We start from the raw sequence: 17,594 nt of genomic DNA, 5'->3' as shown, positions 1-17,594 counted from the left end.
CCTTCATGCGCATTCTCGTCACCCGGCCCTATCCCCATTGTGCCCGAACCGCTGCGCGTCTGCGCGAGATGGGGCATGAGGTGATCGAGGCGCCTGCGCTGGATATCGTGCGCCGTGCGCCGGACGAGATTGATCTCGCCGGGGTGGATGCGCTGGCCATCACCAGTTCGCAGGCCATCGGCGCGCTGGTGGGTCACCGCCAGCTGCCGGAACTGGCGCGCCTTGCGGTTTACACGGTGGGCGCCCGTACGGCGGCGGCGGCACGGGAGCTTGGCTTCACCTCGGTGCTGAGTGCCGATGGCGATGCCAGGGACCTGTCCCGCCTGATCGAGGCCTGCCATGGCAGCGGCGACATTCTCTATTTCGGCGCGCGGGACCGCTCGGGCGATCTTGAGAAGCATCTCGATGCAGCTGGCATCGGCTGCCGTCTGATCGAGGTCTATCAGGCCGATCCGGTCACCAGCTGGCCGCACGAGGTCAACGAGGCACTGGTGAGGGGCGAGATCGACATTCTGCTCGCCTATTCCACCCGCTCTGCCGAGGTCTGTGCCAATCTGCTGCGCGGCCTTGCTCCCGCCATGCTGCCGCGCATGGTGGCGCTGTCGGCCAAGGCCGGGGCGCCTCTGACGGCGCTTGGGCCTGTGGAATGGGCGGAGACGCCGGACGAGGAGGCTCTGTTCCTGCGCGCCTTAAACCGCTGTTAACCAGCGGGGTGGCCTGCTCGCGCCGGTTAGACATCATGTCACGCCGGGTCAGCGGTTCCTGCCCTGCCGGTATTGTGTATAGTTGATGGCCCTGAAGCCGGTCATGCCACAGGAGGAAGAGGTCATGGTTTCCGAAAAGGACAAGCCCGGTCAGGGCGCCAAAGGCTCCGAATCTGCTACCGGCGCATCTTCATCCGGCGCTGCAGGCGGCTCCCGCCGTCCGGTTACCATCGATCTGGTGCCGGAGAAGGTCGAGGCAAAGGGTGAGGCTTCCAAGGCCGAGGCTTCTCAGGCCGATCTTTCCAAGACAGATACGTCCAAGGCCGCTGCGCCCAAGGAGGAGGCAAAGGCTTCTCCTGCCGAACAGTCAGCCGCAGGAAAGCCGTCAGCACCCAAGGCCGGAGCGTCTGGTGCAGCCCCGCAGGCCGCCGCCGCTGCAGGCCCCAAGGCGGCTCAGGAAACAACGGCACCCAAGGCCGCGTCCGCAGCTTCTGCCGCACAGGCTGGCCCGTCTGCTGCCAGCCAGAGCGCGGCGGGTGCCGCCAAGCCATCAGCCTCTTCCGCAGCTTCGCAAAGCTCTGCAGGCCAGAATTCTGCTGCCCCCAGCCCTTCCGGGCAGAGCGCTGCGTCAGACTCTTCAGCCGCTTCCTCTTCTTCCGCCGCAGCTCAGGCTGAGCGGACGCCGTCCTCTTCTCAGCCGCGCCGTCCTGCGGCCGCCTCCATCGGTTTTGGCGGTGCGCTGGCAGCCTCGCTGCTGGTCAGTGCGGCTGTGTTTGGTGCTGGCTATGGTCTCAATCTGGCGGGATACCTTCCGCTGCGCGCCGGGCTGAGTGCCGCCGTTGCCGAGCAGGCCGCGCTGGATGCAACCCGTCTCGATACGCTGGAGCGCCGCCTGGCCGAATTGCAAGAGGCGGCTCCCGCGCAGGGCCAGCCGCAGGGTGAAGCCCAGCCTCCCGCCCCGGAGGAACTGGCGAGCCTCGATACACGTCTGACCCAGACAATTGACGCCTTGCGCGGTGACACATCTTCCCGCCTCGCCGATCTGACCAGCCAGCTGGATGCCCTGCGCGGCAAGGTGGATGGCATGGGTGCGGCGCCAGCTCCTGCTCCAGATGGCAGCGCAGTTCCTGCTGCCAATCCAGCGCCTGACGCAGAGCTCTCGGCCCGTCTCGACAGCATGCAGAAGGCGATCGACAGCCTGTCTGCTTCTCTGGCGGCGCTGCAATCGGCGGCCACCAGCACGGAAGCGGCCATCCGCATGGTTTCGGATGCGCAGGGGCGCAATGCCGGCACGCTGACCAGCCTGTCTGCCGGTCTGACGGCGGCAACGGAAGAAAGCCGCAGGTCTCTGGATGCGCTGAAAGCCGAAGCAGGGGAGCTGACCCAGCGCCTTGCCGCTGTTGAAACCACCATGGGTGATGCCACCGCCCGTGAAATGGCGGCGCGCGCCGTTGCCGTTTCCGCGCTCAAAACTGCGGTGGATGCGGGCAAGCCCTTCGAGACGGAACTGGCCGCCCTGCGCGCCAGCCTGCCGGAGGGCACGGACATAGCCCTGCTGGAGAGCCATGCGGCAAGCGGTATTGCCCCGCAGCAGAAGCTGATGGCGGAATTTGCCCCCGTGGCCCGCGCCATCCACGCCACCTTTGCCAAGCCTGCCGAAGACGGCTCGATCCTTGACAGCCTGACATCCAGCGCCGCCTCCATTTTCGCCGTGCGCGGCCCCGGCGATGCCAGCGGCCAGGGGCCGGAAGCGGCCCTGCGGCGGATGGAAAATGCTGTCGCTGCTGGCGATCTTCCCGCCGCGCTGACTGCTTATGACGAACTGCCGGAGGCGGGCAAGGCTGCCGGCGCGGACTGGGCAGCTTCTGCCCGCGCCCGTGTGGCCGTTGATGCGCTTACGGAAAAGACCTCGAAGGACGTTCTCTCCAGCCTCGCCCGCAAGGGCAGCTGATCCGACCCGCAGCCCGGAGGACTGGCATGATCCGCGTTTTCGTCTTCTTCGCCGCTCTGTTTGCCGCCGCGCTCGGGTTCGCCTGGCTCGCCGATCTTCCGGGCATGGTCTCCGTTACCTGGAATGGCTACATCTGGGAGCAGCCGCCCGCCACCGTGGCGCTGGTCGTCATTGTGGGCCTTGCGCTGTTTCTCGGGGCAGTCTGGCTCGTGCTCACCGTGCTGCGCTCGCCGAAGATCGCCAGCCGCTTCTTCCGCCGCCGCCGCCGCGACCGGGGTTATCAGGCCCTGTCCTCCGGTCTGCTGGCGCTGGGTACGGGCAATGCGAAGCTTGCCCGCAAGCATGGGCTGGAGGCGGGCAAGCTGCTGCCCGGCGAACCGGCCGCCCAATTGCTGATCGCGCAGGCCGCGCAGATGTCCGGTGACCGGGACGAGGCGCGCCGCCGCTTTGAAACCATGCTGGAAGATCCGCGCACCCGCGTTCTCGGCCTGCATGGCCTGTTCATCGAGGCCGAGCGTGAGGGCGCACCTGCCGCGGCCCGCCATTATGCTGAAGAGGCGCTGAAGGCGCAGCCCAGCCTCGACTGGGCCGGCAAGGCCGTGCTGGGCTATCAGGCGGTTGCTTCCGATTGGGAAGCTGCCATCGCCACGCTGGAAAAGAACTACACCGCCCGCCTCATCGACAAGCCGGCCTACCGGCGCCAGCGCGCCGTGCTGCTGACCGCAAGGGCACTGGAGCTGGAGGACAGCGATCCCGATCAGGCCATGCAGCTCGCCCGTGAGGCGCATGGGCTGGCCGGAGATCTGGTGCCTGCCGCAGCCGTCACCGCCCGTCTTGCCACCCGCAAGGGCGATGTGCGCAAGGCGGCCAAGGTGCTGGAAGCAACCTGGCGCCTGTCGCCGCATCCCGACTTGGCCGAGGCCTATGCCCATGCCCGCATTGGTGATGCCGCTGCCGACCGGCTGAAGCGGGTGAAGACGCTGGCCGCGCTGCGCCCCAACACGGCGGAGGGCGCGCTTGCCATCGCCCGTGTGGCGCTGGATGCCCGCGAATTCGCCGAAGCCCGCGCCCAGCTGAAAAAGGTGCTGCGCTCCGAGCCCACCCGCAATGCCTTCCTGCTGATGGCGGATCTGGAAGAAGCCGAAAGCGGCGACAAGGGCCGCATGCGCGAGTGGCTTGCCCGCGCCGTGCGCGCGCCCCTCGACAAGGCATGGATTGCCGATGGCGTGGTTTCCTCCGTCTGGTCGCCGGTTTCGCCGGTCACGGGGCGGCTCGATGCCTTCGTCTGGGACACGCCGCCCGCGCCCTCCGGTGCGCTGGCGCTGGATCTGCCCGATGAGGCCCTGTTCGACCGCCCCGGCCTTGCCGCGCCACAGGATGGGGCGTCACAGGTGCCGCGCCCCAGCGGCCCCTTCGACATGCCCGTGCGTGCGCCCAAGCCGGATGCCGGAGGCGAGCCGGTGATGGACCTGACGCCGGAGCCGGCTGACAAGCAGGCCGGAAAGCCGGGAGAAAAGCCTGACGAAAAATCTGCCGCTGCACCCGCCGTCAAGCCCGCAGGGACAGCCGCAGTATCCGTCAACGGCGTTGCCTCTGCGCAGGCCGGAAAGCCTGCAGCCCCCCCGGCTGCTGCGGCGGCCGCGTCTCCCGTCCCCGCTGATGTGATCAGCCCTGCGGCAAGCCAGCCCGTGGATGCACCTGCGCCGGACAAGGCGGACAGCCCCGTCCGCCACGCTGCGGCCTATCCGTTCCCGCGCCTGCCGGATGATCCGGGCCCGGATGCCGCCGACGAGGTGCCTCTGCCCAAGCCGAAGTTCGTGAACTGAGGCAGGGAACGGTCCTGGGGCAGAAGACCGCCCCAAGACCGCCGGAAGACCGCCGGAAGACGCGCAACGCCTCTCCACGCACCGGCCCGGCCCCCTGCTGACCTCTGGGCCGGGACCTGTAAGGCGTGCACCGCTCTGCGTCTTCTGGATGTTGCCCGGCCCGCACTGCGCTCTCCGGGCAGTGTCAGTGGGGCCGCCGTGCTCCCGGCCTTTGCGGCAGCAATCCGCCGGATCTTCTTTGGTGCGTGTCCCGTCGCAGGCCCTCAAACGCCGCCCGGAGCCGCGCGGATGCTGAAGCATCCACAGGCGGGAAGGGCAGTGACAATCTTGCAAGAAACCCTCTTGCATCCCCGCCCCGCCTCCGCTATCAAGCGCGCACCACCGCACCAAGCGGTGCCGGTCTCCGCGCCTCGCGCCGGACACCATCCGCAAGAGCTTCCATCGCTCCAGCCGGATAAGCCGCTTTAGCTCAGTTGGTAGAGCACATCATTCGTAATGATGGGGTCGCAGGTTCGAGTCCTGCAAGCGGCACCAGTGTTTCCCTTGGTAATTCCTAACCTGTTCTCATGCGAGCGAGTTCATCCACGACTAGCTTACTTGGCAACTCGAAGAAGTTGAAGAGCGCGTACAGTGGTGACAGCAGGGGATGAATAATCTCTGGCAAGTTTGGATCGATGGCTTGCGTATCGATATTCGTCTCCAAGGTGATATTGTCTTGGTGGGATCTCCTGCCCTCCCATACGTCACGACGATTATCGATGCTCGCCAATGAGCGTCCCGCCAACCCTTCATACGTTGCAACGAATCTGATCGTTGTCGGTCCTTCAAAAAGATTGTCTGCGAGATTCCTCGCATGCAGCAATGCCTCACCTGTCCTCCAGACCGGAAGCGTAATATCGAATGCACTGGCAGGCGGAACAGGAGCGCGTCCATTACGCTGCACTTCCATGCCGTCTTCCTGATACCCTCGGAGAAGAAAGGCCAAGCCATCAGGGTGAACTCGCCAAAAATCAGAATGTGCGGCATCTCGCTGTTCTGGAGGTGTTTGTTGGTCGCCTCCTAGCCAACATTCCACAGCGCCATCAATTGGGTATGGTTCGATACCTGCACGGGTTGGAAACCAAAATGGAGGCCAACCAGTGTGCCTAACTACGGACCTCCTGAGCGCTTCGGGAAATTGTGCAGGAGCGATTTGTCGTCGCTCACCTGATATTTCATATGCAAAGCAGTAACGTCCGTGAGGCATGCGTGGCCCAACGTTCTCAGGGAGAGGCCGTGTAAGCTCGGTCCACCGTTGACGGCATGTTTTTATCCATTCGTCTATCCGGGCTGGTTCGGGCGGTAGTTCTGCTTGCGGGACGGCGCCCGTGATCAAGTCTCTTATCTGATCGAACATCTCATCGCGTCGATTGCGGAGGCATCGAGCCAGCAGGTCATCCCAGTCTTGCGCGCTTTGCGGCATCTCGCTGCGGGGGCCCGGCTTGCGGACATAGATCGCATTGTTCTGGATTGTATTTCCGTTCGGCCCCGCTCGACGGGCCCGAACTGGCACCCTATGCCCACCCGGAACGACTACGATTGGAAACATCGCTCCGGCGGGGTTTGGAATGATATGAACGGCACAGTGAAATGGCGGATCGCAGTAGTACTGCACAATACCATTGATCAGATCTTGATTATAGCCGTCGAGCGTAGCAGGTCGCCCTTCCGCCTCTCGGACACCATCATCTGCTTCAGTTAATCCGAGTACAATAAACCCACCGCCATGATTTGCAAGCGCAAGAATGGCCTTCGCTAAAGTCGCTTTGTCATCATTTGAGCCTTGCAGATTAAGCCAATTCTTCACTTCGAAATCGAGGTCTTCTCGTGGGGCGACCAGCAAATCTCGAAGGCGCTCGCGGGAAATTTCCATGTATCAATAGCACCTAGTCTTTAAGTCCGGCGGACCATCTACGTTCAGTCAATCGTATTGACAATACTACTGCAATAAAAAATTTCGAGCGTGATGCGCGAAGATTTTCAATCCTGCTCGGATTGCATTATAGGTTTCGGAATTTTAGTATTCTTAAATAAAAATGGTCTGATCCTTTAATTGGCGAAATGCACTTTCAATTATTAACTTCTTTCGCTAATTGATATCGGAAAGGTCAATATATTCACAGGTGTGTTGTTTGAAGTTTGACCGGTTCAGTTGATGAAAATTATTCAAAAGGGCCAAGCGAAAGCCGGATTGTAATTCCATTTATGTCTCATAAGCCTCTTCCCGTCATGCCATGACTTGATCATGGCATCCATTCCGTGACCGTGCTGCACGCTCAGTCTCTGTGAAGACACGTCCCCCGTTACCGCTCCGGCACAGGGATCTGCAAGGGCATGGATGCCATGGTCGAGCCATGGCAAGACGGAAGCAAGGGGGTGCCCGTCAAGGAAGGGAGCGCCGATGCGGGAGAAGGCGGAGCTGAGGCTTCCTCCTGCTCCGGGCCAGGATATCTGATTGGCCTTTGGGGGGGCATCCCCCATCCCTCCAAACACCACCGCCCATTTGCGCTGCAATCTTGACCTTACTGCCTTGACAAGGCCATGGTTAACGCCTGTGTGCGGGGTGTGATTCGGCGGGGCTTTCGGGCTGCCGGGCGGAGGGGTGTTTGGGCGAGACGGGGACCATTGAGCTTGCGCGGCGTGCGGGGGCGATGGGGCTGGCGGTACTGGGGCTCGCCGGGGGGCTGACCGTGTTCAGCGCCTTCACCGCACTCGTTTGCCTTGGCGGCGCAGTCGGGCTCTACACATCGCTGCCGCGCCGCAAGCCGCCCACTGGCGCTGTGCAGCCGCGCTGGCGCCCTTCGATCGCCACCTCTGATCTCGTTGGTTTTTCCCTCGGAGTTCCCCTGTTCACCGCGGCTTTCGCCGGGGCGGGACTGATGCCTGGCAGTGCGGGGCTGTGGTTCCTTCTGCTGCTTCTGCCCGCGGGCCTGTCGATCCCGGTCTTCATGATTTCCGTACGGCAGGAAACCTCCTGGATCCGGTTTTTCGGCAATGGCTTCGAGGTGACGGAACTCGGCCGTGTCATCCGGGTGCGCTATACGGATCTTGCCCGTGTCGAGCTGAAACTGCGCAATATGCGCGGAACGCTGGACTGGGCGGCAGCCATGCTGGGGGCCGAAAAGGCTGTGGTGCTGCTGGGCGGCTCCGGCTCCTCTACTGCGCTTTCGTTCCGCCGCAAGGACGGCTCCACCTTCATCATCTCCACCGAGGCAATCCCGGATCTTGAGCGTATCTTCATCGACATGGACCGTGCCGGCATTGACCTGCCCACAGGCCTGTCCGAGCGCGGCAAGCGGCGCATCCGGCGGGTGCGCGAAAAGCGCTATGGCAAGGTTGCGCCCAAGGAAAGCTTCATGCCGCTGCCGCCGGAAATGCCGCGTACCGTGCGCGAGGGGCTGGAACTGCTGGCCCGTCAAAGGTCCGGGCAGCGCGCCCTGCAGCAGGCCGGTTCGTCCGGGCCTCAGGGGCAGACCCGTTCGCGGGTGGGCCTTTGAGGCCGTCTGTGTTCGCCCTGCGCCATCGAGGAATCCTTTTCTCCGGGGGGCGTCCGCTGTGGCATGGCATTGACGTTCCTGTGAAACAGTTGTCTGGCGGTTGCTTCATCGCAAGCGCTGCCGGTGTTAGGCTCCGCCGTCGAACCTGCGGCTCTGAAAGGCGTGTTGTCCGGACATGACACTTGACCAGTTTATCGTCTTCGCCCTTCTTGGCCTCGTTTTCTTCAGCTTTTTCAAGGAAATCTATCCGCCGGAAGTGACCGCGCTCGCAGGCACGGCCGTGCTTCTGGCCACCGGCATCATCGACACCAGGGAATATCTGTCGGTCTTCAGCTCCGGGGCGCCGATCACCATTGCCATGATGTTCATTCTGAGCGCCGCTCTGGAGCGAACCGGCGTTCTTCAGGTGATGGGCGACTGGCTCGGCGCGTCGGCCAAGGGCTCCTATCTCAGGGCAGTCTTCATCATGATGGTCTTTGCCATCATCGCGTCTGCTTTCATGAACAACACGCCTGTGGTCATTTTGCTGACGCCGGTGATGATCGCGGTTTCGGCACAGCTCGGCTCTACCCCATCTAAGTTTCTCATTCCTCTCTCCTATGCGGCCATTGTGGGCGGCACGCTGACGCTGGTGGGCACGTCCACCAATATTCTGATGGGCGGCATCACGGCAAAGGCGGGGCTGCCGCCTATCGGCATGTTCGAGATGACTGGCGTCGGTCTTGTCTTTGCCGCCGTTGGTCTGCTCTACATGCTCTTTGCCGTGCGCTATCTTCTGCCCGAGCGCCAGTCCATGGCCGGGGTGCTGGGGAAGGGCGGCTCGCGCCGTTTCATGGCGCGGCTGCTGGTGCCGGCGGGCTCACGCTATGTGGGCAAGACGCTGAGTGAACTGCCTTTCACCAACAGCCAGAGCCGGGTGGTGGACGTGCTGCGCGGCGAACAGTCCCTGCGCAACAGGCTGGATGGCATCACCCTGCAGGCCGGTGACCGCATTGTCGTGAAGACCGGAACAGGCGAGATTCTGGCCTTGAAGGAGGACGGGCAGATCGAATTCCGCGATGTGTCCGACCAGGGCTTCGAGCCGGTTGCCGCCGATCAGAGCATCACGCTGGAGGCCAGTGTCGGCCCCAACTCACGGCTGATCGGGCGGCTGCTCAATTCGCTGGACTTGCGCCGCACCTATGGCGTCTATGTGATGGCCGTGCACCGGCAGGACCGGAATATCTCCAAGGAAATCAACACGCTCCGCCTGCATTTCGCAGATACGCTGCTGCTGGAAGGCCCTGCCGAGGGCCTGCAGCGGCTGGCCCAGAGCGAAGGGCTTATCAACCTCTCGGAGCCCCAGGAAAGCCCGATCCGCCGCCAGAAAGCCCCCATCGCCATTGCCGCCATCCTGGGCGTTATGGTTCTTGCGGCGCTCAATATCATGCCCATCGAGGGTCTGGCGCTGATCGGGGCCGTCACCGTGATGATGACGCGCTGCATCGAGCCGCAGGATGCCTTTGATTCGATTGACTGGAACATCCTCTTCCTCATCTACGGCATGCTCGGCTTCAGCATCGGCATGGAAAAGACCGGGGCGGTGCAGCTCGTGGTGGACGGAGTGATGCATCTGCTGGGCCATGCCAGTCCGATCGTCATTCTGGCCATGGTCTATATTCTCACCTCGGCCCTGACGGAGATGGTCAGCAACAATGCGGTCGCGGTGCTGGTCGGTCCGCTGGCCATTTCGCTGGCCCAGCAGCTTGGGCTTGATCCCCGGCCCTTCATCATGGCCGTGATGTTTGCCGCCAGCGCCAGCTTTGCAACGCCCATCGGCTATCAGACCAACACCTTCGTCTACAGTGCCGGCGGCTACAAGTTCCGCGACTTCCTCGTCGTGGGGCTGCCGCTGAACATATTGTTTGCCGTCGTGGCGGTCATCGCCATTCCGCTGTTCTTCCCGTTCTGACAAGCAGGAGCTGCGGGGAAAATTACGCCCAGGCTGGCTTGCGCTTGCCGAAGAAGGCGGAGATGCCTTCATGGGCTTCAGGGTCTTCCCAGCAATCGGCAAGCTGGCGGATGGTATCCTCGATCACCGCATCCGTGATGGGTGTGCCGAGCGAGCGGGCAAGGCGCTTGGCGCGGGCAACGGCGCCGGGCGCGGCGGAGAGATAGGGCTTTACCTCGCGTTCGATGGCGGCGTCCAGATCTTCCGGAGCAACGGCCCGGGCGGCGAGGTCCAGTGCCACGGCCTCCTGTGCATCGAACAGCCGGGCGGACATGAACACCCGGCGCGCCTTGCCCTCACCCATGCGGGCCAGCACATAGGGGCTGATCGTGGCCGGGATCAGGCCAAGGCGGGTCTCGGTCAGTCCGAATTTCGCGCCTTCCGCAGCAATCGCCACATCGCAGACGCTCATCATGCCGATGCCGCCGCCAAAGGCCTGGCCCTGCACGCGGCCAATGAGGGGCTTGGGCAACTCGTTCAGCGCCTTCAGCATCAGTGCCAGCTTGCGTGCCTCGGCCATGCGGGTGGCACGGTCAGCGGTAAACTGCTCGCGCATCCAATCGAGATCACCGCCTGCGCAGAAACTGGCGCCCTCGCCTGTGAGGATCACCACGCGCACGGCGCTGTCTGCAGCAAGCTGGGCGGCGGCAGCGGTCAGTTCGGCAATCATCTGCGCCGACAGGGCGTTGTGCTTGTCCGGGCGGGCGAGCGTCAGCGTGGCAACGCCGCGGGCGTCCGTTTCAAGGCGGATGGTCTCGAATGTCCCGCTCATTTTATGCGTCCTTCCTGAGCGTGCGGGCAAAGGCGGCGGCTTCCGCCAACCTGCCCTTGTCCAGTCCGGTCTCGAAGCCCTTGTCTGCCAGCAGGGCGGCAACGGCTTCCGTCGCCACATTGCCCTTCGCGCCGGGGGCATAGGGGCAGCCGCCGAGCCCGCCGACAGCGGCGTCAAAGACGCGCAAGCCCTTTTCAAGGCTCACCTCGATATTGGCGAGGGCCAGCCCCTTGGTGTCGTGGTAGTGCCCGGCGAGTTTTTGCGCGGGCACCTGTGCCAGCACCGCATCCAGCATCCGGGCGATTGTTTCCGGCGTGCCTGCGCCAATGGTGTCGCCGAGGGAAATCTCGTAGCAGCCCATGGCCAGCAGCTTGGCGGCAACATCGGCCACACTTTCCGGCGGGGTCGGGCCGTCGTAGGGGCAATCGGTGACGCAGGAGATATAGCCGCGCACCAGGATCCCATCTTCCAGCGCCTTGTCCACCAGCGGGCGGAATCGTTCCAGGCTCTCTGCAATGGAGCAATTGATGTTCTTGCGCGAAAAGCCTTCCGAGGCCGAGCCGAACACGGCCACCTCATCCGCCCCGGCCGCACGGGCGGCCTCGTAGCCCTTCACGTTGGGGGTGAGGGCCGTATAGGCGGTCTGCGGCCGCCGGTGGATGCCCGCCAGCACATCGGCGGCATCGGCCATCTGCGGCACCCATTTGGGACTGACGAAGCTGGTGACCTCGATCTTGGCAAAGCCGCAGGCGCTCAGCATGTCGACAAGGCGGATCTTGTCTGCGGTGGCGATCAGCGTCTTCTCGTTCTGCAGCCCATCGCGGGGACCCATTTCGAACAGGGTGACGAAGCCGGTCATGAGTTTTCTCCGGAAAGTTCCCCGCTTGCCCGCTGGCGCAGCTCCCGGCGGATCACCTTGCCGGTGGTTGTCATCGGCAGGGCGTCAACAAATTCGACTTCGCGGGGGTATTCGTGGGCGGCAAGGCGGGTCTTGACGAATTGGGCAATGTCATCGGCGAGGCTGTCGCGGGGTTCCACCCCGGCCTTCAGCACGATGTAAGCCTTGACGATTTCCGTGCGCTGGGCGTCCGGTTTGCCGACAACGCCGGCCATGGCAACGGCGGGATGGCGCAGCAGGCAATCCTCGATCTCGCCCGGTCCGATGCGGTAGCCGGAGGAGGTGATCACGTCATCATCGCGGCCCACAAACCGCAGCCAGCCGTCCGCATCACGCACGCCCGTGTCGCCGGTCAGCATCCAGCCGTTGAGGAACTTGGCGCGGGTGGCGGCCTCGTTGTTCCAGTAGCCAAGGAACATCACCGGATCGGGCCCGCGCACGGCGATCAGCCCCTGTTCGCCATCGGCGGCAAGTTCGCCCTTCTCCGTCACCACGTCCACCTCATGGCCGGGCACGGCGCGGCCCATGATGCCGGGGCGCGCCTCCATGACGGCGGCGCAGCTCGACACGATCATGTTGCACTCGGTCTGGCCGTAGAACTCGTTGATGGTCAGGCCAAAGACCTTGCGGCCCCAGGCGATCAGCTCGGCACCCAGGGTCTCCCCGCCCGAGGCGACGGAGCGCAGGGCAAGCCTGTAGCGCGTCTCCGGCGCCTCCACCTGCCGCATCATCTTCAGTGCGGTGGGCGGCAGGAAGGCGTTGCGGATGTTTTGTTTTTCCATCAGCTCGAAGGCCGCTTCCCCGGTGAACTTGCGGAAGCGGCAGGCAACCACGGGGATGCCGTGATAGAGCGCGGGCATCAGCACATCGAGAAGGCCGCCGATCCAGGCCCAGTCCGCCGGTGTCCAGAACCGGTCGCCGGGGCGGGGCAGGAAGTCGTGGCTCATTTCCACGCCGGGCAGATGGCCCAGCAGCACCCGGTGCCCATGCAGCGCGCCCTTGGGCTGGCCGGTGGTGCCGGAGGTGTAGATGATGATGGCCGGATCTTCGGCTGCGGTGTCCACCGGAGTGAAGCTTGTCTCGTGGCCGGTCATGGACCGTGCCAGATCTTCCGCGCTGTGATGGGCGCCGCCGGTGCAGAACACGGTGGTGAGGGCCGGAAGCTTGTCCCGCAGGCGCTCCAGTTTGGCCGCGCCGCCTGCATCGGTGACGAGGATCTTCACCCCCGCATTGCCCAGCCGGTATTCCAGTGCCTCTTCGCCGAACAAGGTGAAGAGCGGAATGGTGACCGCCCCGCATTTCAGCGCGGCGATATGGGCAGCGGCGGTTTCAACGCTCTGCGGCAGCAGCACGCCCACCCGGTCGCCGCGCTCAAGGCCACGGGCGCGGAACAGGTTGGCCATGCGGTTCGACAGGGCCTTCAGCTCGCCATAGCTGACGCGGGTGGCGGTGCCGTCTTCGGCCACATAGGTGATGGCCTCGCGGTCCGGTTCTGCGTCCGCCCAGCGGTCGCAGATGGCGGTGCCAATGTTGAAGCGATCGGGGATTTGCCAGCGGAAGGCCGCCCGCATCGCCTCATAGCTGTCAGCTTCAGGCAGCATCGGCGCTCTCCTGAGCAAGGGCAAGCAACAGCGTGCCGTCGGTCACCTGTTCGCCTTCGCTGACGAAGACATCGCCAATCACTCCGTCACGCGGGGCGGTGAGCGTGTGCTCCATCTTCATGGCTTCCAGGATCAGCAGCGGCTCGCCCCGTGTCACGGCCTGCCCTTTGGTGGCAGTCAGCACCTTCACCAGCCCCGGCATCGGGGCAATCAGCCGGTCACCGGCAGCATCGCCCTCATCCTCGCCGGACAGCATGTCGGCGCGGGTGAATTCGAAGGCCTCGCCGCCGTGGAAGACGGAGATGGCCGCGCCCATATCGGCAATACGCGCCTTGTCCCGGTGGCCGCCCATGCCGAAACGGATGGTGCCGTCTTCCACATGGGTGACTTCGACCTCCAGAACGCTTCCCGCCACATGGGCGGCAAAGCGGCTGCGGCCAAGGCTGTGCACCTCGATTTCAAGCCGCGTGCCCTTGTGGTCGAGCACGGCAAACTGGCGCGCTGCGCTCCAGGCCCGCCAGCCGCTCAGCCGCTCCCACGGGTCCTGCCCGGTGGCAGGGCGCGTCAGGCCAAGGCTGGTGAGGGCGGCAAGCGCCAGAACCACGGGCGGCGTGCCGGGCCTTGCGGTCAGCGCCTCCTGATCGCGGCCGATGAGGCCGGTGTCCACGTCTCCGGCGGCAAAGCCTTCGTGGCGGCACAGGGCGGCGAGGAAGGCGGCGTTGGTGACCGAGCCCGCCACTTCCGTTGCCTCAAGCGCTGCCAGCAGCCGGGCCAGCGCCGTCTTGCGGTCCGGGCCGTGGACGATGATCTTGGCGATCATCGGATCATACCATGGGGTGATCGTGTCGCCCTGCCGCACGCCGGAATCAACGCGGGCCATGTCTTCCGGCAGGCGCAGATGGGTCAGCGTGCCGGTGGCCGGCAGGAAGCCGCGTTCCGCATCCTCGGCATAAAGCCGCGCCTCGAAGGCCCAGCCGTTGATGGCCAGCTGGTCCTGCGTCAGGGGCAGGGGCTCGCCGTTTGCCACTTTCAGCTGCCACTCCACCAGATCCTGCCCGGTGATGTATTCCGTCACCGGATGCTCCACCTGCAGGCGGGTGTTCATCTCCATGAAGTAGAACCGGTCCTGCGACAGGCCTTCCGACACATCGGCGATGAACTCGATCGTGCCCGCCCCGCAATAGCCGATGGCCTGCGCGGCCTTGACGGCGGCAGCGCCCATGGCGGCGCGCATGGCCTCCGGCATGCCGGGGGCAGGGGCTTCCTCGATCACCTTCTGGTGGCGGCGCTGCAGCGAGCAGTCCCGCTCGAACAGATGCACCACATTGCCCTGACTGTCGCCGAAGACCTGAATTTCGATGTGGCGGGGCTTTGTCAGATATTTCTCGATCAGCACGCGCGGATCGCCGAAGCTCGCCGCGCCCTCGCGCTGCGCGCCTTCCAGAGCGGCGCGGAAATCCTCGCGCCGGTCCACCCGGCGCATCCCCTTGCCGCCGCCGCCCGCACGGGCCTTGATCAGCACCGGATAGCCGATTTCATCGGCGCGCTCCTGAAGGAAACCGGCATCCTGATTGTCGCCGTGATAGCCCGGCACCACTGGCACCCCAGCCTTTTCCATCAGCGCCTTGGCGGCATCCTTCAGCCCCATGGCGCGGATGGCGCTGGCGCTGGGGCCGATGAAGGCAATGCCGGCCGCTTCCAGCGCCTCGACGAAATCCGGATTCTCCGACAGGAAGCCATAGCCCGGATGCACCGCTTCTGCGCCCGACTGGCGGCAGATCTCGATGATGCGTTCGGCCTTGAGATAGCTTTCAGCCACCGGTGCCGGACCCAGCCGCCAGGCCTCGTCCGCCATGGCCACATGCTGCGCGCCCGCATCCGCATCCGAATAGACCGCGACAGTGCGGACACCAAGCCTGCGCGCCGTCTTGATCACCCGGCAGGCAATTTCACCACGGTTGGCGATGAGGATCTTTCTGAACATGATTTCCTCCCTCACATCCGGAACAGGCCGAAGCGGGTGTCGTCGATCGGGGCGTTTAGGGCGGCGGAGAGGGAGAGGGCGAGGATCTCGCGCGTCTTGCGCGGATCGATGATGCCGTCGTCCCACAGCCGTGCCGAGGCATAGAGCGGGTGGCCCTGCGCCTCGAACTGGTCGATGACCGGCTGCTTGAAGGCCTTTTCCTCGTCTGCGGACCAGCTGCCGCCCTTGCGCTCGATGCCTTCGCGCCGGACGGTGGCCAGGACGCCTGCGGCCTGCTCGCCGCCCATCACCGAAATGCGGGAGTTGGGCCAGGTCCACAGGAAGCGGGGCGAATAGGCGCGTCCGCACATGCCGTAATTGCCCGCCCCGAAGGAGCCGCCGACCAGCATGGTGATCTTCGGCACGGAGGTGGTGGCCACAGCCGTCACCAGCTTGGCGCCATCCTTGGCGATGCCGCCGCTTTCATACTTCCGGCCAACCATGAAGCCGGTGATGTTCTGCAGGAAGACGAGCGGGATCTTGCGCTGGGAGCAAAGCTCGACGAAATGCGCACCCTTGACCGCGCTCTCGGAGAAGAGCACGCCATTGTTGGCGATGATGCCCACCGGCATGCCGTAGATATGGGCAAAGCCGCAGACCAGCGTGGTGCCGTAGCGGGCCTTGAACTCGTCAAAGCGCGAGCCGTCGGTGATGCGGGCGATCACCTCGCGGATGTCATAGGGCGTCTTCAGATCCGCCGGAACCACGCCGAAGATTTCCTCCGGATCATAGAGCGGGTCTTCCGGGCTTTGCAGGTCGAGATGCACCTGCTTGGTGCGGTTGAGATTGGCCACCGCCCGGCGGGCAAGGGCCAGCGCATGGGCGTCGTCACGGGCGAGGTGATCGGCCACACCGGACAGGCGCGTGTGCACATCGCCGCCGCCAAGGTCTTCCGCGCTCACTTCCTCACCCGTCGCCGCCTTCACCAGCGGGGGGCCTGCGAGGAAGATGGTGCCTTGATTGCGCACGATGATGGTTTCATCGCTCATGGCCGGAACATAAGCCCCGCCTGCGGTGCAGGAGCCCATGACCACGGCGATTTGGGCAATGCCGCGTGCCGACATGTTGGCCTGATTGAAGAAGATGCGGCCAAAATGGTCTCGGTCGGGGAACACTTCGTCCTGGTTCGGCAGGTTGGCGCCGCCCGAATCCACCAGATAGACGCAAGGCAGATTGTTTTCGGCGGCAATCTCCTGCGCCCTCAGGTGCTTCTTCACCGTCATGGGGTAGTAGGTGCCGCCCTTCACCGTCGCGTCATTGGCGACGATCATCACCTCCCGGCCCTCGACGCGGCCAATGCCTGCAATCAGGCCAGCGGAAGGGGAGGCGTTGTCATAGAGCCCATGGGCGGCGAAAAGGCCGACCTCCAGAAAGGGCGAGCCGGGGTCGAGCAGGCGCGAGACGCGTTCACGCGGCAGGATCTTGCCGCGTGAGGCATGGCGGGCGCGGGCTTCCGCGCCACCGCCTTCAAAGGCCGCTTCCGCTGCCCGGCGCACCTCTTCAAGGGCCGCTTCATGCGCCTTGCGGTTCTTCTCGAAAACCTCGCCGCGTGTGGCAGCGTTCGATTTCAGGATGCCCATTGTCTCCCGGCTCCTCTCCCTCCGGTGACGCTTGCGGTCACCATGTCCAGATAAATGGTTTCGATATCGGCCTTGGAGAGCCTGCCGCCCTCCCGGTACCAGGTGCCAAGGCCGGTCAGCATGGCGATGATGGCGCGGGTGGCCACCTGCGGCTCGCTGACGGCAAAGCTGCCCGCCTGCGCGCCGCGCTTCAGAATGTCCGTCAGGATTGCCTCATAGCGCTGGCGCAGATGCTCGACGGCCTGAAAGTTATCCGGCTCAAGATTGCGCAGCTCCATGTAGGAGACAAACACCGCATCGGTGCGCGCCAGATGGTAGCGGATGTGAAAGCGGGTGAAGCGCTCCAGCGCCGCATCCGGGCCTTCGCCGAGCTCTGCTGCGGCGCAATTTTCGTCCCAGGCTTCAAGCAGGGCCTGCATGTGGCTGACCATCAGGTCGCGCAGGATGTCCTGCTTGGTGGGGAAGTGGTTGTAAAGCGCCCCGGGCTGGACGCCGACAGCGGTGGCAATCTGGCGCATGGAAACGGCGGCGTAGCCCTCGCGCGCAAACAGCCGCAGCGCTGCCTCGCGCACGCGCTCTGCCGTTTCCTCTCCCCTGGCTCCCACCGTGCGTGCCATGCCTGTCTCCTCCAGGTGAGGAAAATAAATGAACGATCATTCATTTGCAAGCCGCCTTTGAATGCCCAGGCATGCGCTTGTCACCGTGGCCGGTGC

The 17,594-nt window shown here is 64.4% G+C and carries 12 protein-coding genes and 1 tRNA gene; 6 read left to right on the top strand and 7 right to left on the bottom strand.

Annotated elements, in window-relative coordinates:
* Positions 1-5: 5 nt before the first annotated feature.
* The 4 genes from V6L75_RS13610 (at position 6) to V6L75_RS13595 (ending at position 5,015) form a co-directional block, all read left to right on the top strand.
* Complete coding sequence (locus V6L75_RS13610; RefSeq protein ID WP_334252039.1) at positions 6-704, top strand: uroporphyrinogen-III synthase; 699 nt, start codon at positions 6-8, stop codon at positions 702-704.
* Positions 705-828: 124 nt separating this feature from the next.
* Positions 829-2,655, top strand: coding sequence for a COG4223 family protein (locus tag V6L75_RS13605; RefSeq protein WP_334252038.1), 1,827 nt, complete (start codon positions 829-831; stop codon positions 2,653-2,655).
* 26 nt (positions 2,656-2,681) lie between these two features.
* Complete coding sequence (locus tag V6L75_RS13600; protein WP_334252037.1) at positions 2,682-4,481, top strand: heme biosynthesis HemY N-terminal domain-containing protein; 1,800 nt, start codon at positions 2,682-2,684, stop codon at positions 4,479-4,481.
* 458 nt (positions 4,482-4,939) lie between these two features.
* Positions 4,940-5,015, top strand: a tRNA-Thr gene (locus V6L75_RS13595).
* 19 nt (positions 5,016-5,034) lie between these two features.
* Here the strand turns inward: V6L75_RS13595 and V6L75_RS13590 are convergent.
* A complete protein-coding gene (locus V6L75_RS13590) occupies positions 5,035-6,393 on the bottom strand; it encodes an AlbA family DNA-binding domain-containing protein (protein ID WP_334252036.1) in 1,359 nt (452 codons plus the stop codon).
* Positions 6,394-7,126: 733 nt separating this feature from the next.
* On the opposite strand from V6L75_RS13590, the gene V6L75_RS13585 reads away from it, so the two are divergent.
* A complete protein-coding gene (locus V6L75_RS13585; RefSeq protein WP_334252035.1) occupies positions 7,127-8,017 on the top strand; it encodes a hypothetical protein in 891 nt (296 codons plus the stop codon).
* 175 nt (positions 8,018-8,192) lie between these two features.
* Positions 8,193-9,968, top strand: coding sequence for an SLC13 family permease (locus V6L75_RS13580; RefSeq protein WP_334252034.1), 1,776 nt, complete (start codon positions 8,193-8,195; stop codon positions 9,966-9,968).
* A gap of 22 nt (positions 9,969-9,990) precedes the next feature.
* On the opposite strand, the gene V6L75_RS13575 is transcribed toward V6L75_RS13580, so the two are convergent.
* From V6L75_RS13575 to V6L75_RS13550, 6 genes are read right to left on the bottom strand one after another with little or no spacing between them, the layout of a single operon-like run.
* Positions 9,991-10,779, bottom strand: coding sequence for a crotonase/enoyl-CoA hydratase family protein (locus tag V6L75_RS13575; RefSeq protein WP_334252033.1), 789 nt, complete (start codon positions 10,777-10,779; stop codon positions 9,991-9,993).
* Between the two features lies 1 nt (position 10,780).
* On the bottom strand, positions 10,781-11,638 hold the full coding sequence (locus tag V6L75_RS13570; protein ID WP_334252032.1) for a hydroxymethylglutaryl-CoA lyase: 858 nt from the start codon (positions 11,636-11,638) through the stop codon (positions 10,781-10,783).
* Complete coding sequence (locus V6L75_RS13565; RefSeq protein WP_334252031.1) at positions 11,635-13,278, bottom strand: acyl-CoA synthetase; 1,644 nt, start codon at positions 13,276-13,278, stop codon at positions 11,635-11,637. Before V6L75_RS13565 ends, V6L75_RS13570 begins: the two co-directional genes overlap by 4 nt.
* Positions 13,268-15,262, bottom strand: coding sequence for an acetyl/propionyl/methylcrotonyl-CoA carboxylase subunit alpha (locus tag V6L75_RS13560; protein ID WP_334252030.1), 1,995 nt, complete (start codon positions 15,260-15,262; stop codon positions 13,268-13,270). The genes V6L75_RS13565 and V6L75_RS13560 overlap by 11 nt, the downstream gene beginning before the upstream one ends.
* Before the next feature lie 11 nt (positions 15,263-15,273).
* Positions 15,274-16,881, bottom strand: a complete 1,608-nt coding sequence (locus tag V6L75_RS13555; protein WP_334252029.1) for a carboxyl transferase domain-containing protein — start codon at positions 16,879-16,881, stop codon at positions 15,274-15,276.
* Entirely contained in the window at positions 16,869-17,498 is a 630-nt protein-coding gene (locus tag V6L75_RS13550; protein WP_334252028.1) for a TetR/AcrR family transcriptional regulator, read from the bottom strand. Before V6L75_RS13550 ends, V6L75_RS13555 begins: the two co-directional genes overlap by 13 nt.
* Positions 17,499-17,594 lie beyond the last annotated feature (96 nt).

It is taken from the genome of Pannonibacter anstelovis (genome assembly GCF_036881715.1).
Taxonomy (GTDB): domain Bacteria; phylum Pseudomonadota; class Alphaproteobacteria; order Rhizobiales; family Stappiaceae; genus Pannonibacter; species Pannonibacter anstelovis.
The sequence above is the reverse complement of the archived record's forward strand: the minus strand, read 5'-3'. Positions and strand labels throughout refer to the sequence as shown.

Bases quoted from the DNA above. Each gene is read 5' to 3' on its own strand.
- V6L75_RS13570 (WP_334252032.1), bottom strand. From the start codon at position 11,638: ATGACCGGCTTCGTCACCCTGTTCGAAATGGGTCCCCGCGATGGGCTG.
- V6L75_RS13550 (WP_334252028.1), bottom strand. From the start codon at position 17,498: ATGGCACGCACGGTGGGAGCCAGGGGAGAGGAAACGGCAGAGCGCGTG.
- V6L75_RS13605 (WP_334252038.1), top strand. From the start codon at position 829: ATGGTTTCCGAAAAGGACAAGCCCGGTCAGGGCGCCAAAGGCTCCGAA.
- V6L75_RS13565 (WP_334252031.1), bottom strand. From the start codon at position 13,278: ATGCTGCCTGAAGCTGACAGCTATGAGGCGATGCGGGCGGCCTTCCGC.
- V6L75_RS13590 (WP_334252036.1), bottom strand. From the start codon at position 6,393: ATGGAAATTTCCCGCGAGCGCCTTCGAGATTTGCTGGTCGCCCCACGA.
- V6L75_RS13575 (WP_334252033.1), bottom strand. From the start codon at position 10,779: ATGAGCGGGACATTCGAGACCATCCGCCTTGAAACGGACGCCCGCGGC.
- V6L75_RS13600 (WP_334252037.1), top strand. From the start codon at position 2,682: ATGATCCGCGTTTTCGTCTTCTTCGCCGCTCTGTTTGCCGCCGCGCTC.
- V6L75_RS13580 (WP_334252034.1), top strand. From the start codon at position 8,193: ATGACACTTGACCAGTTTATCGTCTTCGCCCTTCTTGGCCTCGTTTTC.
- V6L75_RS13610 (WP_334252039.1), top strand. From the start codon at position 6: ATGCGCATTCTCGTCACCCGGCCCTATCCCCATTGTGCCCGAACCGCT.
- V6L75_RS13560 (WP_334252030.1), bottom strand. From the start codon at position 15,262: ATGTTCAGAAAGATCCTCATCGCCAACCGTGGTGAAATTGCCTGCCGG.
- V6L75_RS13555 (WP_334252029.1), bottom strand. From the start codon at position 16,881: ATGGGCATCCTGAAATCGAACGCTGCCACACGCGGCGAGGTTTTCGAG.